This window comes from Devosia sp. A449, from assembly GCF_054489375.1.
This window is the reverse complement of record NZ_JBTMWU010000001.1, coordinates 445,263-459,834: the sequence shown is the minus strand read 5'-3', so window position 1 is coordinate 459,834 and position 14,572 is coordinate 445,263. Positions and strand designations below refer to the sequence as shown.

Here is a 14,572-nt window from a genome sequence, read left to right as displayed (position 1 = left end):
GCGCCTATAGTGTCCAAGAGACCGCCATGCCAATGCAAGCCACAACCACCGCGCCCCTGTTCGCTGCGACACTGAAGCCCGACCGCTCGGCCCGGCTGACCGGTGGCTGGCTGGCGTTTTTCACCAGTGCCATCCTGGCCTCGCCGCTGGTGGTGGTGGTGCCCGAAATGCTGGTGCCGGCCGGCGTGGCCTTTGTCGTGGGCTTTGGCGGGCTGACCGCCCTCAGCGTAAGGCAGTCGCGCCAGCGCCGGGTAACCCAGCAGGTGACCCTGTGGCAAGATCAACTGGAAATCGTCACCATTGACGGCAAGGGCGGCCGGACCTTGCAGCGCTTTGATCCGCAGGCGGTGCGGCTGGTGCTGCATCGCGATGCCAATGAAAAAACCCAATCGATGGGCCTGCGCAGTGGTGCCGATGAAATCGCCATCGGTGCGTTTCTCGGACCCGAGGATCGCTCGAGCTTCGCCCAGGCCTTTGGCACGGCGTTGCGCCGCGCCCGGCAGGCGGCCTAGTCAAAACCGGGTCGCGCGTGGCGACCAAGCGGCCTAGACAGACACCTTGAAACATCACCAGATGGGTGTCCCGATGAACCAGATCACGCATATGACCCCCGCCACGGATTACGACACCATCCGCGCCGCTATCCGCTATCTCAGCGAACACGGCCCCGATGCGCTCGACCTGCCCGGCTTTGCCCGGGCGCTGGGGCTGAGCGAACGCCAACTGACCGATTTGTTCCGCCGCTGGTGTGGCCTCAGCCCCAAGAGCTTTGCCCAGGCCGTGGCGCTCGACCATGCCAAGAGCCTGCTGCGCGACAAGCAGAGCGTGCTCGACACTACCTATGAAGTGGGCCTCAGCTCGACCTCGCGGCTGCATGATTTGTTCGTCACTTATGAAGCCATGCCGCCGGGCCAGTTCCGGGCGGGCGGCGCCGGGCTCGACATGGTGTGGGGCGCGGCGCCGTCGCCCTTCGGCATGGCGGTGGTGACCGCTACCGATTATGGCATGTCGGGGCTGGGCTTTGCCGACGAAGATATTTCGGTGCAGCAGGCCTTCGAGGATCTGGCCAATCGCTGGCCCAATGCCCGCTTCACCCGCGACGACGCTCGCATCGCGCCGGTGGTGGCCGACGCCTTCGATCCGGCGCGCTGGTCGCCCGACCATCCGGTGCGGCTGGTGCTGATCGGCACCGATTTCGAGGTGAAGGTGTGGGAGACGCTGCTGAAGATTCCGGTGGGGCAGGCCACCACCTATCAGAGCGTCGCCAATGCCGTAGGCCGGCCCAAGGCGGCGCGCGCCGTGGGTGCGGCGGTGGGGAAGAACCCGATTTCGTTTGTCGTGCCCTGCCACCGCGTGGTCGGCACTTCCGGCGCGCTCACCGGCTATCACTGGGGCGTGCCGCGCAAGCGGGCGATCCTGGGCTGGGAAGCCGGGGTGATCTCCGCCGCGCATTAAGTTTCACGTGAATCTTCACCTCTCCCTTTGGGGGAGAGGTGAGATGCTAAATCTCGACCCGCTCAACCAGCTTCCCATCGGCGCCAATCTTGTACACCGTCGGCTGGCCGGTGCCGATTTCGCGCTGCAAAATCTGTTCCGGGGTCAGCCCTTCAATCGCCATCACCAGGGCACGCAGCGAATTGCCATGGGCGGCGACGAGCACGGTCTTGCCAGCCTGCAGCTGGGGCAGGATTTCGCTGTCGTAATAGGGCAGGGTGCGGGCGGCCGTGTCCTTAAGGCTCTCGCCACCCGGGGGCGGCACGTCGAACGAACGGCGCCAGACCAGCACCTGTTCCTCGCCCCATTTGGCGCGGGCGTCGTCCTTGTTCAGACCCGACAGATCGCCATAGTCGCGTTCATTGAGAGCAATATTGCGGATGATGGAGAGGTTGAAAATCCCCATCTCTTCCAGCATCAGATCGAGTGTGTGCTGGGCCCGGCGCAAAGCCGAGGTGTAATAGAGGTCCGGCACGATGCCGCTGGCCTTGAGCGCCTTGCCGGTGGCGCGCGCCTCTTCGATACCCAGTTCGGTCAGGTCCGGGTCACGCCAGCCGGTGAACAGGTTTTTCAGGTTCCACTCGCTCTGGCCGTGGCGGACGAGGATCAGGGTACCGGTCATCGCAGACTTCCTTGTTGTGATCAGTTGAGGCCGAGCACGTCGGCCATGGAATACAGGCCGGGCTGTTGGCTGGCGGCCCACAGCGCGGCGCGGGCGGCGCCATTGGCAAACATGGCGCGATCTTCGGCGCGGTGATTGAACTCGACCCGCTCATGCGGCCCGGCAAAGATCACCGAATGATCGCCGACCACCGTGCCGCCGCGCAGGGTGGCAAAGCCGATGGTACCGGCTTCGCGCGGGCCGGTATGGCCATCGCGGACGCGCACGGAATGATCCCGGAGCGCGATATTGCGGCCTTCGGCCACCGCCTCGCCCAACAGCAGGGCGGTGCCCGAGGGCGCGTCGACCTTGCGGTTGTGGTGCATTTCGAGAATTTCCACGTCGTAATCGGCCAGCATGCTGGCCGCCTTGCGGACCAGGCTGGCTAGCACATTGACGCCGAGCGAGAAATTGCCGGATTTGACGATGCGCGCCCCGGCAGCGCCCGACTGAGCGATGGCCGCGTCATCGGCCGGCGCACAGCCGGTGGTGCCGATAATATGGACGAGGCCCAGCTGGGCTGCCTTGCTGGCCAGCATGACGCTGGAGCCCGGCGCGGTGAAGTCGATGATGACGTCAGCGCCGGCCAGTGCCGCATCGATATCGTCGGTAATGGCGATATTCAGCGCCGCCAGACCGGCATGGGTGCCGGCATCACTGCCCAGCGCCGGGGCGCCAGGGCGATCGAGCGCGGCCTGCAGCACGAGGCCGGGATGCTCTGTCACCGCGCGGATATTGGCCGCCCCCATGCGCCCACCGGCGCCTGCTACCACGACCCGCAATTGTGCCATTGCCCGCCTCCTGAAATCTGGCCTGCCTATAGCAGCGCCGGGCGTAAACGCCAACAGCACTGCCCCATTGCGGTCAACATGCTAGGATCAGCTTCGACGCAGACAAAGGGACGCCAATTGACCATCTCCAATGTGCTTGCCGGCATCGCGGTGGACGATCTGAGCGAGGTGCTCGAATATTATGAGACGCTGTTCGGCCGTCTGGCCGATGCCCGCCCGATGAGCGAAGTGGCCGAATGGAAGCTGCCCGGCGGTGGCTGGGTACAGGTGTTCACCGATGCCGACCGGGCCGGCGCCTCGTCACTGACGCTGATCGTCGACGAGCTGGCCCCCGAACTGGCCCGGCTCGACCTGCACGGCCTCAAGCCGGTGGCCCAGGCGATGGGCGATTTCTTCAAGACGGCAAAGTTTCGTGATCCGGATGGCAATCAGATCATCTTTAGTCAGCCGCAGCCGGGGACGTATTGATCAAAGCCGCTCACCAAAACGCGGTGTCATCCCGGCCTTGAGCCGGGACCCATCCTGAGATGGGTGTTACCGGCACTATCGGGGGATGGGCCCCGGCTCAAGGCCGGGGTGACATCGGGGGTGGGGCTCTCGCAGAAGCTAAACCCGCCGCAGCTGCACTTTTTCGATCATATGGCTGCGGCCTTTTTTCAGCACCAGATCGGCGCGGCTGCGGGTTGGCAGCACGTTTTCCAGCAGATTGGGCAGGTTGATGCTGCGCCATACTGTCTTGCCGAATTCGCCGGCCTCGGCTTCGCTCATCTCGGCGAATTTGCGGAAGAAGGAGGTCGGGTCCTTGAACGCGGTGTCGCGCAGGCGGAAGAAGCGCTCCATGAACCAGGCTTCCAGATCGTCATTGTCGGCGTCGATATAGATCGAGAAATCGATGAAATCGGAGGCGAACAGGATCGGCTTGCCATCGCTGGGCAGCTCGCCCGGCTGCAGGATGTTCAGCCCCTCGACGATCAAAATGTCCGGCCGGTCGATGATCACATTGCTGCCGGCCACCACGTCATAGACCAGGTGGGAATAGACCGGCACGTCCACGTGCCCCTGGCCCGATTTGATATCGGCGAGGAACTGCACGAAGCGGGCGCGGTCATAGCTTTCGGGAAAGCCCTTGCGCTCCATGATGCCGCGTTCGGCCAGGATCGCGTTGGGGTAGAGGAAGCCGTCGGTGGTCACCAGATCGACCTGCGGGCTGGCGGGCCAGCGCTGCAACAGCGCCTGCAGGATGCGCGCGGTGGTCGATTTGCCGACGGCAACCGAGCCGGCGACGCCGATGATGAAGGGCACTTTCTGGTCGGGGGTTTCGAGAAACCGCGTCGACACATTGTGCAGGCCCTGCACCGCCTCGACATAGAATGACAGCAGGCGGGTCAGCGGCAGATAGACCTCTTCGGCCTCTTCCAGCGAAATCGGATCGCTGAGGGTACGCAGCCGCTTGATGTCGGCGGCGTCCAGCGTCATCGGCTCATCGGCGCGCAGGGCGCTCCATTGATGCTTGGTGAAGTGATGATAGGGCGCCAGCACCGGAGAGCGGCGCGCCATCAGTGCTGATCCTTGCGGGCGGCTTTTTCGGCCAGGCCCGACTGGGCGGTGCGGGTATCGAGTTCGGCCATCACCTCGGCCAGCGGCACCTCGGCGGCGCGCAGCACCACCAGCAAATGATACAACACATCCGCCGCTTCCTTGACCAGCTCGGGGCGGTCGCCGGTGACGGCGGCGATCACCGCTTCGGTGGCTTCCTCGCCCAGTTTTTGCGCGCATTTATTCATGCCGCGGGCGATCAGCTTGGCGGTGTAGCTGTCTTCGGGTGAGGCGGCAGCGCGGAGGGCGATGCGGGCTTCGAGGTCGTCAAGGGTCATGGCAGTAGAGGCTCCTCATCCCCATCGCGTTTGGGGCAGGCTTAGAGCAAAAAACTTCAGCTACGTCTCTACGACCTAAGCCGCGCCATCCATGCGCACGTCGATGCCGTGGTCGCGCAGATATTGCTTGGCCTGCTGAATGGTGAAGGTGCCGAAATGGAAGATCGAGGCGGCCAGCACGGCGCTGGCATGGCCTTCCACCACGCCATCGACCAGATGCTGCAGCGTGCCGACGCCGCCCGAGGCGATCACCGGCACTTCCACCGCATCGGCAATGGCGCGGGTCAGTTTCAGATCAAAGCCCGACTTGGTGCCGTCGCGGTCCATCGAGGTGACCAGCAATTCGCCGGCGCCGCGCGCCACCATGCGGGCAGCGAATTCCACGGCATCGAGCCCGGTCGGGTTGCGGCCGCCATGGGTGTAGATTTCCCAGCCAGCACCATCGGTGCGCTGCTTGGCGTCGACCGCGACGACGATGCATTGATTGCCGAATTTGTCGGCGGCGCGGGCAATGAAATCAGGATCGGTCACGGCCGCCGAATTGACCGCCACCTTGTCGGCACCGGCCAGCAGGAGCTTCCTGATATCCTCAATGCTGCGCACGCCGCCGCCCACCGTCAGCGGGATGAAACAATGTTCGGCGGTGCGGGCCACCACGTCGAAAATGGTGTCGCGGCCTTCATGGGTGGCGGCGATATCGAGAAAGGTCAGCTCATCGGCGCCGGCGGCGTCATAGGCGATGGCGGCGGCCACCGGATCGCCGGCATCGATCAGATCGACAAACTGCACGCCCTTGACCACACGGCCGTCCTTGACGTCGAGGCAGGGGATGAGGCGGGTCTTCAAAGTCATGGACGAGGTTTCCGGGCGTTGCGGGTCAGCGTGGCGACCAGCGTGAACGCCAGCGAAAACAGCCACATGAAAAAAGCGAAGATGGCGACGAGCAGGGCCCAGCTCGGTAGCCAGTTGAGCAGCGCCGCATAACCCAGTGCCAGAATGGGGACGATCGGCACCAGATACCACCACCAATTGACCTTCGAGATCATGATGTGGCGCGGCGCTGCCATCAGGCGGCAGCCTTCAGCAGGGCCAGTGCTTCACGTGAATCAATGCGCCCGTCATAGAGCGCGCGGCCGGAAATGGCGCCTTCCAGCACGGCATATTCGGGCTGGGTCATGCGCTCGATATCGTCCATCGAGGCGAGGCCACCCGAGGCGATTACCGGAATGGAGGTGGCGCGGGCCAGCTCCAGCGTCGAGTCCCAATTGATGCCGGCCAGAATGCCGTCGCGGTCGATATCGGTATAGATGATGGCGGCGACGCCCGCGCCTTCAAAGCGCTTGGCCAACTCGATCACCGCCAGCTCGGAGGTTTCCGCCCAGCCTTCGACGGCCACCATGCCACCGCGCGCGTCAATGCCGACCGCGACCTGGCCCGGCCATTTTTTGGCGGCCTCTTTCACCAGGGCCGGATCACGCACCGCGACGGTGCCGAGGATGACCCGGGCCAGGCCCTTGTCGAGCCAAGCTTCGATATGGGCCAGGCTGCGAATACCGCCGCCCAGCTGCACCGGGAATTTTACCGATTTAAGGATGGCTTCCACCGCTGCGCCATTGACGCTCTCGCCGGCAAAGGCGCCGTTGAGGTCGACGACGTGGAGATATTCAAAGCCCTGCTCTTCAAAGCTGCGCGCCTGGGCGCCCGGGTCGTCGTTGAACACGGTGGCCTGGTCCATATCGCCCAGCTTGAGGCGAACGCACTGGCCATCCTTGAGATCGATGGCAGGGAACAGGATCATGGAGTCCACCTTAGAAAATTATCGATGAGCTTGAGGCCCAGTGCCTGGCTTTTTTCCGGGTGGAACTGGGCGCCGAACAGATTGTCACGGCCAACGCAGGCGGTGATTGGCCCGCCATAGTCGGTGGTGGCGACCAGCGTCTCGGCGCTGGCGGTCACCAGATGATAGGAATGCACGAAATAGGCATGCAGGCCGTCAGGGCCAGTGGGAATGCCGTCGAGCAAAGCATGGGGCCGCGTCACCTCGATGGTGTTCCAGCCCATATGCGGAATTTTGAGCGCCGGGTCCGTCGGGGCCAGCGCCTGCACTGCGCCGGGAATCCAGCCGAGGCCCGGGGTGATGGTCTTTTCGCGGCCTTCACTGGCCATCAGCTGCATGCCGACACAGACGCCGAGGAAGGGCACGCCACCGCGAATCACCCGCTCTTCGAGCATCTCCACCATGCCCGGCACCGCATCGAGCCCGGCCTTGCAATCGGCAAAGGCGCCGACGCCGGGCAGCATGATGCGGTCGGCCCGGCGCACCAGCTCGGGATCAGCGGTGACGACGATGTCGATGCCACGGTCAGCAGCGACGCGACGGAAAGCATTGGCGGCGGAGGCGAGATTACCGGCGCCATAATCAATGATGGTGACCACACTCATGCCAACGCCTCCAGCTGCGCCAGCTCGGCACTGAGCGCGACGCGATCACCGCGATGGGTCCAGCCGCGCAGTTGCAGGGCATGACGGCGGAGCCCCGAGGCGGCAAAGCCGAGCCAGATGACGGTGGTGAGATAGAGCAGGAAGGCGGCATCGCCGCCGATGAAGCGGGCGAGGATGACCAGCGCCACGAGTTTGACGATCCAGAGCAGCAGTTCCAGCCAGAGGCCATGCGTGGCCAGGAAGATCGGCGGCAAGAAGGCGGCAAACCACGAGAAGGTTTCCGGGATGGCTGCCGGCAGAGCGGGTTGCCCAGGCTTCGGGTCGAAGATGGCGTAGAGGGTCACAATGGTCTCCAGTACCTCGATGTCATCCCGGCCTTGAGCCGGGATCCATCTTGAGATCTCAGGATGGGCCCCGGCTCAAGGCCGGGGTGACACCGCAGATGGGGGACGATCTAGTGCAAAAACCGCGAAAACGAAAGCCTTACAGCGTGCCCTTGGTGCTGGGCACGCGGTCACCGACGCGCGGATCGATCTCCACCGCATCGCGCAGGGCGCGGGCGACGGCCTTGAACATCGACTCGGCCAGATGGTGGTTGTTGTCGGTGTAGAAGTTTTCGATATGCAGCGTGATGCCGGCATTCATGGCAAAGGCCTGAAAGAACTCACGAAACAGCTCGGTGTCCATCTCGCCGACCTTGTCGCGCGAAAACTCGGCGCGGAACACCAGGAACGGGCGGCCGGACACGTCAAGCGCGGCGCGGGTCAGCGTGCCATCCATCGGCAGGTCGGCGCTGGCATAGCGGCGGATGCCCTTCTTGTCGCCAAGGGCCTGCTGGATGGCCTGGCCCAAAGCGATGCCGACATCTTCCGCCGTGTGGTGAAAATCGATGTGCAGATCACCCTTGCAGCTGACCTCCATATCGATCAGCGAGTGGCGCGACAGCTGGTCGAGCATGTGATCGAAAAAGCCGATGCCGGTCGCCATCTTATGCGCGCCGGTGCCGTCGAGGTTGATCGAGACGGCGATCTCGGTCTCATTGGTCTTACGGGCAATGCTGGCGGTGCGCATGGTCAGGTCTCCGAGAATACCGGGGCTGACTAGCAGATAGGCATGCAGCCGTGAAGATCACGTTAGGGGAGCACCCGTCATTGCGCCACATTCGGCTGACGATCTGGGCATCCCGCCTCACGGAGATGACCATGCGCCAAATGTTGATTCTCGCCACCGCCGCAGTGCTGTCGGCGTCGCCCGCCTTGGCCCAGTCGAGCCGCACCGCCTGCGACATGGTCCCGAGCGGCATGCTGGAGCAGAGCTTCGGCGGACTCGCCACCCTCATCGAGCGCGGTGACCAGGACGGGGTATCCTTCTGCAATTGGCAAGGTGGCGACGAGGTCTACGCCAAAATTACGTCCATCACCGCCGCCAGCCAGAACATCGTCGGGGGCACGCCGCTGCAATATTTCGCCCAGTCGCAGGCGGGGATGGCTGACAATGTCGGCGCCGAGAATCTGGCGCCCCTGGACGGGCCCTGGCAGGCCGGCTTCATCATCGACCCCGCCGATAACCCCTCGCAAGCCTATAGCATCAGCTTCATCAACCAGGACGACACCGTGACGGTGGCGACCTTTGGACTGCCCAGGGACAAAGCCGTTGCGCTCGCCGGCGCCGTCGCCGCCGGCATGTAGCAACTCACGCATTGCATTCGCTGCACTGTCACCTAAATATCACTCAACAGTTCTGGAGTACCTCCCCAATGAGTGACAATAATTTCCCCGGCTGGCACGGGACGACCATCGTTTCCGTGCGCAAGGGCAACAAGGTCGTGGTGGCGGGCGATGGCCAGGTCACCATGGGCCAGACCGTGATGAAGCACGGCGCCAAGAAGGTGCGGCGGCTGGCGGGCGGCAAGGTGATCGGCGGTTTTGCCGGCTCCACCGCCGACGCCTTCACCCTGTTCGAGCGCCTCGAAGCGCGGCTCGAGCAATATCCCGACCAGCTGATGCGCGCTGCCGTCGAGCTGGCCAAGGATTGGCGCACCGACCGCTATCTGCGCAAATTGGAAGCCATGATGATCGTGGCCGACAAGAAGGAAACCCTGGTGCTGACCGGTACCGGCGACGTGCTGACCCCCGATCACGGCGTTACCGCCATCGGCTCGGGCGGCAATTATGCGCTGAGCGCGGCGCTGGCGCTGGCCGACGCCACCGAGCTCGACGCCGAGGAAATCGCACGCCGCGCCATGAAGATCGCCGAAGAAATCTGCGTCTACACCAATGGCAATGTGACGCTGGAAACCATCGAGCTCGACAATTGAACTACGCAATCCGGCGCCTTACCCGGGATGATGTCGACGCCTATCGCGCCATTCGGCTCGAGGCGCTGACCAACCATCCCACGGCCTTCTTCAGTGCCGCCGAGGAGTTTGCGCAACGCTCGGTCACCGACTTGCTGGAGCTGCTGGCAACCCTGGTGTTCTTCGCTGCGGAAACCCCGGCCGGCGAGCTGGTCGGCATCATGGCCTATGAGCGCGGCGAGAAGCGCCAGGCCCATCGCGGCTGGGTGTATCAGGTCTATGTCAAACCGGTGATGCGCGGCACGGGCTGCGCCCGGGCACTGCTGGGGGCTGTGGTCGAGCATGCCCAATCCGAGGTGCAGCAATTGCATCTCAGCGTTGAAAGTCAGAATGAGCCGGCCCTCCGGCTCTATCAAAAGGCGGGGTTTGCCATTTACGGCACCGATCCCCGCTTCCAATGCGTGAACGGTCGCTTTTGCGACGAACACCTGATGGTGCGCTTTTTCGATAAGGCACCTGGAGAAAACCCATGAGTGAAGCCAATTTTTCCCCGCGCGAGATCGTGTCGGAACTCGACCGCAATATTGTCGGCCAGCATGACGCCAAGCGCGCTGTCGCGGTGGCGCTGCGCAATCGTTGGCGCCGGCAGCAGCTCGGCGACGATATGCGCCGCGAGATCACGCCCAAGAATATCCTGATGATCGGGCCGACCGGCGTCGGCAAGACCGAGATCGCCCGCCGTTTGGCGCGACTGGCGCAGGCCCCGTTCATCAAGGTGGAAGCCACCAAATTCACCGAAGTCGGCTATGTCGGCCGTGACGTCGAACAGATCATCCGCGATCTGGTGGAAGCCGGCATTGCCGTGCTGCGCGACAAGCGCCGCGCCGATGTGCAGGCGCAGGCGCATCAGAATGCCGAGGACCGGGTGCTCGAAGCGCTGGTCGGCCATTCGGCGGCACCCTCGACCCGCGATTCGTTCCGCAAGAAGCTGCGCAATAACGAGCTGGATGACAGCGAAATCGAGATCGAAATGACGCCGGCGCCCAATACCGGCGGCTTTGAAATTCCCGGCATGCCCAATGGCGGCATCGGCATGATCAACCTTTCCGACATGTTCAAGTCGGCAATGGGCGGGCGCGGGGTCAAGCGCAAGATCAAGGTCAAGGACGCCTATGAGCCGCTGATCGCCGAGGAAGCCGACAAGCTGCTCGATCAGGACCAGCTGCGCAGCGAAGCGGTGGAACTGGTGGAAAACCACGGCATCGTCTTCATCGACGAAATCGACAAGGTGGCGCATCGCGAAGGCGGGGCGCAGGGCGGGCCGTCGCGTGAAGGCGTGCAGCGAGATCTGTTGCCGCTGATCGAAGGCACCACGGTGTCGACCAAATATGGCCCGGTCAAAACCGACCATATCTTGTTCATCGCTTCGGGCGCCTTCCATGTCAGCAAGCCGTCCGACTTGCTTCCCGAACTACAGGGCCGCCTGCCGATCCGGGTGGAGCTGAAGGCGCTGACGCGCGAGGATTTCATCCAGATCCTGTCGAGCACCGATGCCAGCCTGATCAAGCAATATGTGGCGCTGATGGGCACCGAAGGCGTGACGCTGGAATTCTCCCAGAGCGCCATCGAGGCCATCGCCGATGCGGCGGTGAAGGTGAACAACTCGGTCGAAAATATCGGTGCGCGGCGGCTGCAGACGGTGATGGAGCGGCTGGTGGAAGACATCAGCTTCGAAGCCCCCGACAAGCAGGGCCAGACCATTACCATCGACGCCGCGTTTGTGGCCGAGAAGGTCGGCGTGCTGGCGGCCGATCAGGATTTGAGCAAGTTCGTGCTGTAGGGCGCACCCACCTCTCCCCTGAGGGGAGAGGTCGACCCATAGGGTCGGGTGAGGGGTTCAGTGTTTGGAGCGGGCGCAGCGCCTTCACCGGCACTGAACCCCTCACCCTAACCCTCTCCCCTCAGGGGAGAGGGGACTAAGAAAGTTCAGCGCTTCTTCCCTGACCGCCGCACCAGTTCGTCGCGCAGGAACCGTAAATCCTCGGCGTCGAGCTTGCCGATATCGGCCGCCAGCCGGTTGGTGAGTTCGGTGGCTTCGGGGACGAGGCCCCCGGTGTCGATGGTGACTTTTGGGTCGCTGATTTCCGCCAGCCGCTGCAATTCCTCGGCTTCATCCCAGATCACATTGAAAAACGTGATCATGCGGTGCAGCAGGAAGCCGGTGGGTTTGCCGCGTTTGCCATGTTCGAGTGCCGACAAATAAGCGCTGGATACATTGAGCGCTGCCGCCATGTCTTTCAGTGAAATGCCGCGCGCCTCGCGCAGCTCGCGGATCTTGGCTCCCAATGGCGTCATAGCCGACGCAGGCGCACATACCACGCCCCCTCGCCACCATGGCCGCGCGCGGCGCGGCTCCAGCCCGATACCATGGGCGACAAAGTCGGTTCGCTCAGCCAGAGCGGCAGCATGGTGCGCAGCACGCCGCGCTGGGTCATCGCCGCCATATAGTCATGCTCGGTTTTGACGCCCTTGCCGGTGATCACCAGCACGGTGCGGTCGCCGCGACCAAAGCGGTCATGAATGAAGCGGTGCAGGGCGCCGCGGGCTTCGAGCTGGGTCATGCCATGCAGATCGATGCGGCTATCGATCTCGATGCGGCCGCGCCCGACTTTTTTGCGAATGGCCGGATCGACGGCCTTTTCCGGCAGGGGCGCCGTCGACAAGGGCGCTTGATAGGGCGGCAGGAAAGGTTTGCGCGGCGGCTGTTTGCGGGGCGGGGCCTTGGTGGCGGCGGTCACCGCCACCGGCGTTTCTTCGACCGGCAGCGGCAGGGGGCCGGCTGCCAGTTTCAGCAGGCCCTTGCGGCGCAGCGGGTCGACGGTCGAGGCGACCGCCGTCCACAGATGGAAGTCGTGCGGCAGGCGCCTGGGATCACGCTTGGACATGGGATGGAACGCCGGCCCGCCGCTACTGGGTTCAATCGAGCTGGCTGGTGGTGACGACCTTCCAATTGGGATCGCGCGACTTGGGATTGCGGGCAAACGTCCATTCATCGGCGATGGTCTGGACCTGATCGGCATTGCCGTCGACCAGCGCGCCATCCTTGTCGCGGGTGGCGGACACCACTTCGGCATGGAAGCGCACGGTCACCAGCACGTTTTTCTTGTCATATTCGGCGTCGGAGAATTCCACCTTGGGCAGGCCGACAAAGGTGAAGTCGACCGTCTGGCCGGCGGCCTCGCGATCGGCAATGGCGCGCTGGAAGCCGTCATAGACCTCTTTTTCGACCAGGTTCTTCAACGTCTGGCGATCGCCGGAGGCAAAGGCGGTGACGATCATCTCATAGGCCTGCTTGGCGCCTTCGAGGAAGGATTTCGGGGTAAAGCCCGGATCGGCCTCGACCACGGCGCGGAAGCCTTCGGCCAGCTCGGCATTGCCCTTGGCGAATTGTTCGATCTCGGCTTCGGTCTTGCGGGCGCGACGTTCGTCATCCAGCTCGGGCGCGGCAGTGCCACGCGGGCGCAGCGGCACCACGGTGTCCTCGGCGGTGGCCTCGGCCAGCGGCTTGCGGCGCTCCTGCGGCGGACGCTCATTGCCGGTCCTGGTGCCCAGCACCGAGCGCAAGCGGAACAGTACGAAGACTGCCACAGCAATCACGATGAGGGTGGGCAGATCGAAAAATTCATCCATGGGGCATTGCACCTTAGCGTGAGCGCGCTGCAAAAAAGCGACGCGGCGCGCTCGTTGAGCGCTTCATTGTGCCTATATATAGGCAAAGCCTCACCCCAAAACCAGTTCACAACGGGGCGAGAGAGTGTTTTGCCACGCTGGCTATAGAAGGAAACCCATATCTTGGCACGATTTTTTGCGCTCGGGCTGATTGCCCTGCCGCTTATCGAGATCGCCCTGCTCATCAAGGTGGGCCAGAGTATTGGCCTGTTCCCGACGCTGGCGCTGCTGATCGGCGCGGCGATTGGCGGGGGCATGCTGCTGCGCCATCAGGGCCTGTCGGTGCTGACGCAGCTGCGCAGCAATGTAAATGCCGGCCAGATGCCGGGCCGCACCATTGCCGAGGCGATGATGATCGGGGTGGCGGCGCTGTTTCTGGTGCTGCCGGGGCTGCTCAGCGATGTGGTGGCATTGGCGCTGCTGCTGCCGCCGGTGCGCGGCTGGATTTATGCGGCGCTGGCCAGCAAGGTAACGGTGGTCGACACGGCCGGTTATCGCGCCCACAATCCCCAGACCGGCCGGCATCTGGGCGAGGGCACGATCGATCTCGACGAAGACGACTACCGCCCACGTTAAGCCGGGCGCAAAGCGCCCGCCAGCTTGTCGCTTCGGCGCAAAGATGCTAGCCACGCGGCAACAATATTCCGGCGAAGGACCACAGACCATGACCGACGAAACCCAGGGCGGCGCGGCCCCCCAGGCTGCCGAACTGCCCTCGATGAACATGGTGGGCCAGTATATCCGCGACCTTTCCTTCGAAAACCCGGGCGCGCCCGGCTCGATCATGGCTGGCGGCGGCAATCCGAGCTTCAACGTCTCGATCTCGGTGGCGGTGAAGAAGCAGGCCGACGATATCTACGCGGTCGAGCTGACGCTGAATGCCAAGGCCAATCGCGAGCAGACCATCCTGTTCAATGTGGAACTGGTCTATGGCGGCGTGTTCCGTCTCAAGAACATCCCCGAAGCCCAGCTCAGCCAGCTGCTGATGATCGAATGCCCGCGCCTGATTTTCCCGTTTGCGCGTCAGGTCCTCGCCAGTGTCACCCAGCAGGGCGGTTTCCCGCCGCTGATGATGGAGCCGGTCGATTTTGCCGCCATCTATCGCCAGAACCTGGCCAAGCTGGCCGCCCAGCAGGGCGCCGCACCGCTGACCGCCGACAGCGCCGAGACCGACAAGCCGAACTAAGTCCGCTCCATCGTCATTGCCCGGCTTGTCCGGGCAATCCACTGGCAGCCACGAATGCTGATGGATGGATCACCCGGACGAGCCGGGTGATGACGGCAG

22 protein-coding genes are annotated in these 14,572 nt (G+C 63.8%); 9 read left to right on the top strand and 13 right to left on the bottom strand.

Translation table 11 applies throughout. The features are described 5' to 3' along the window. Window positions 1-26: 26 nt before the first annotated feature. Window positions 27-512: a DUF2244 domain-containing protein gene (locus tag ACX3OW_RS02280; protein WP_459094119.1), complete on the top strand. Its 486-nt coding sequence runs from the start codon at window positions 27-29 to the stop codon at window positions 510-512. Between the two features lie 61 nt (window positions 513-573). Further along, window positions 574-1,455, top strand: a complete 882-nt coding sequence (locus ACX3OW_RS02275; RefSeq protein WP_459094785.1) for a methylated-DNA--[protein]-cysteine S-methyltransferase — start codon at window positions 574-576, stop codon at window positions 1,453-1,455. 46 nt (window positions 1,456-1,501) lie between these two features. Here ACX3OW_RS02275 and ACX3OW_RS02270 read toward each other — a convergent pair whose 3' ends face one another. Together ACX3OW_RS02270 and dapB are read right to left on the bottom strand one after the other, a co-directional pair. Next, entirely contained in the window at window positions 1,502-2,116 is a 615-nt protein-coding gene (locus tag ACX3OW_RS02270; RefSeq protein ID WP_459094118.1) for a 2,3-bisphosphoglycerate-dependent phosphoglycerate mutase, read from the bottom strand. Window positions 2,117-2,136: 20 nt separating this feature from the next. Next, window positions 2,137-2,946: a 4-hydroxy-tetrahydrodipicolinate reductase gene (gene dapB, locus ACX3OW_RS02265; protein ID WP_459094117.1), complete on the bottom strand. Its 810-nt coding sequence runs from the start codon at window positions 2,944-2,946 to the stop codon at window positions 2,137-2,139. Window positions 2,947-3,063: 117 nt separating this feature from the next. Here dapB and ACX3OW_RS02260 point away from each other — a divergent pair, with 117 nt between their 5' ends. Further along, a complete protein-coding gene (locus ACX3OW_RS02260; RefSeq protein ID WP_459094116.1) occupies window positions 3,064-3,414 on the top strand; it encodes a VOC family protein in 351 nt (116 codons plus the stop codon). Between the two features lie 138 nt (window positions 3,415-3,552). Here the strand turns inward: ACX3OW_RS02260 and coaA are convergent, their stop codons facing one another. From coaA to hisB, 8 genes are all read right to left on the bottom strand, one after another. After that, on the bottom strand, window positions 3,553-4,503 hold the full coding sequence (gene coaA, locus ACX3OW_RS02255) for a type I pantothenate kinase (RefSeq protein ID WP_459094115.1): 951 nt from the start codon (window positions 4,501-4,503) through the stop codon (window positions 3,553-3,555). Continuing rightward, entirely contained in the window at window positions 4,503-4,820 is a 318-nt protein-coding gene (locus ACX3OW_RS02250; RefSeq protein ID WP_459094114.1) for a phosphoribosyl-ATP diphosphatase, read from the bottom strand. The genes coaA and ACX3OW_RS02250 overlap by 1 nt, the downstream gene beginning before the upstream one ends. 75 nt (window positions 4,821-4,895) lie before the next feature. Next, window positions 4,896-5,672 (bottom strand): imidazole glycerol phosphate synthase subunit HisF, encoded by a 777-nt coding sequence (gene hisF / locus ACX3OW_RS02245; protein WP_459094113.1) that lies wholly within the window; start codon window positions 5,670-5,672, stop codon window positions 4,896-4,898. Beyond that, window positions 5,669-5,887: a hypothetical protein gene (locus ACX3OW_RS02240; protein WP_459094112.1), complete on the bottom strand. Its 219-nt coding sequence runs from the start codon at window positions 5,885-5,887 to the stop codon at window positions 5,669-5,671. Before ACX3OW_RS02240 ends, hisF begins: the two co-directional genes overlap by 4 nt. Beyond that, on the bottom strand, window positions 5,887-6,618 hold the full coding sequence (gene hisA / locus ACX3OW_RS02235) for a 1-(5-phosphoribosyl)-5-[(5-phosphoribosylamino)methylideneamino]imidazole-4-carboxamide isomerase (RefSeq protein WP_459094111.1): 732 nt from the start codon (window positions 6,616-6,618) through the stop codon (window positions 5,887-5,889). Before hisA ends, ACX3OW_RS02240 begins: the two co-directional genes overlap by 1 nt. Continuing rightward, window positions 6,615-7,262 (bottom strand): imidazole glycerol phosphate synthase subunit HisH, encoded by a 648-nt coding sequence (gene hisH, locus ACX3OW_RS02230; RefSeq protein ID WP_459094110.1) that lies wholly within the window; start codon window positions 7,260-7,262, stop codon window positions 6,615-6,617. The genes hisA and hisH overlap by 4 nt, the downstream gene beginning before the upstream one ends. Continuing rightward, window positions 7,259-7,606: a DUF2628 domain-containing protein gene (locus ACX3OW_RS02225; protein WP_459094109.1), complete on the bottom strand. Its 348-nt coding sequence runs from the start codon at window positions 7,604-7,606 to the stop codon at window positions 7,259-7,261. Before ACX3OW_RS02225 ends, hisH begins: the two co-directional genes overlap by 4 nt. A gap of 139 nt (window positions 7,607-7,745) precedes the next feature. After that, on the bottom strand, window positions 7,746-8,333 hold the full coding sequence (hisB, locus tag ACX3OW_RS02220; protein WP_459094108.1) for an imidazoleglycerol-phosphate dehydratase HisB: 588 nt from the start codon (window positions 8,331-8,333) through the stop codon (window positions 7,746-7,748). A 131-nt stretch (window positions 8,334-8,464) separates the two neighbouring features. Between hisB and ACX3OW_RS02215 the strand changes: the two genes are divergently transcribed. The 4 genes from ACX3OW_RS02215 to hslU all read left to right on the top strand — a co-directional run bounded on the left by ACX3OW_RS02215 (window position 8,465) and on the right by hslU (window position 11,398). Then, window positions 8,465-8,950 (top strand): hypothetical protein, encoded by a 486-nt coding sequence (locus ACX3OW_RS02215; protein WP_459094107.1) that lies wholly within the window; start codon window positions 8,465-8,467, stop codon window positions 8,948-8,950. A 68-nt stretch (window positions 8,951-9,018) separates the two neighbouring features. Beyond that, a complete protein-coding gene (gene hslV, locus ACX3OW_RS02210; RefSeq protein WP_459094106.1) occupies window positions 9,019-9,579 on the top strand; it encodes an ATP-dependent protease subunit HslV in 561 nt (186 codons plus the stop codon). After that, complete coding sequence (locus ACX3OW_RS02205; RefSeq protein ID WP_459094105.1) at window positions 9,576-10,091, top strand: GNAT family N-acetyltransferase; 516 nt, start codon at window positions 9,576-9,578, stop codon at window positions 10,089-10,091. The genes hslV and ACX3OW_RS02205 overlap by 4 nt, the downstream gene beginning before the upstream one ends. Then, entirely contained in the window at window positions 10,088-11,398 is a 1,311-nt protein-coding gene (gene hslU / locus ACX3OW_RS02200) for an ATP-dependent protease ATPase subunit HslU (RefSeq protein WP_459094104.1), read from the top strand. Before ACX3OW_RS02205 ends, hslU begins: the two co-directional genes overlap by 4 nt. Window positions 11,399-11,544: 146 nt before the next feature. Here the strand turns inward: hslU and ACX3OW_RS02195 are convergent, their stop codons facing one another. From ACX3OW_RS02195 to ACX3OW_RS02185, 3 genes are read right to left on the bottom strand one after another with little or no spacing between them, the layout of a single operon-like run. Beyond that, entirely contained in the window at window positions 11,545-11,913 is a 369-nt protein-coding gene (locus ACX3OW_RS02195) for a helix-turn-helix domain-containing protein (RefSeq protein ID WP_459094103.1), read from the bottom strand. After that, window positions 11,910-12,503, bottom strand: a complete 594-nt coding sequence (locus tag ACX3OW_RS02190; RefSeq protein ID WP_459094102.1) for a Smr/MutS family protein — start codon at window positions 12,501-12,503, stop codon at window positions 11,910-11,912. Before ACX3OW_RS02190 ends, ACX3OW_RS02195 begins: the two co-directional genes overlap by 4 nt. A 31-nt stretch (window positions 12,504-12,534) precedes the next feature. Then, window positions 12,535-13,248 (bottom strand): Tim44/TimA family putative adaptor protein, encoded by a 714-nt coding sequence (locus ACX3OW_RS02185; protein ID WP_459094101.1) that lies wholly within the window; start codon window positions 13,246-13,248, stop codon window positions 12,535-12,537. A 162-nt stretch (window positions 13,249-13,410) separates the two neighbouring features. On the opposite strand from ACX3OW_RS02185, the gene ACX3OW_RS02180 reads away from it, so the two are divergent. Together ACX3OW_RS02180 and secB are read left to right on the top strand one after the other, a co-directional pair. Continuing rightward, window positions 13,411-13,863 carry an FxsA family protein gene (locus ACX3OW_RS02180; protein ID WP_459094100.1) on the top strand — a complete coding sequence of 151 codons (453 nt, stop codon included), beginning with the start codon at window positions 13,411-13,413 and terminating at the stop codon, window positions 13,861-13,863. An 88-nt stretch (window positions 13,864-13,951) separates the two neighbouring features. Next, complete coding sequence (gene secB / locus ACX3OW_RS02175; RefSeq protein ID WP_459094099.1) at window positions 13,952-14,473, top strand: protein-export chaperone SecB; 522 nt, start codon at window positions 13,952-13,954, stop codon at window positions 14,471-14,473. Window positions 14,474-14,572 lie beyond the last annotated feature (99 nt).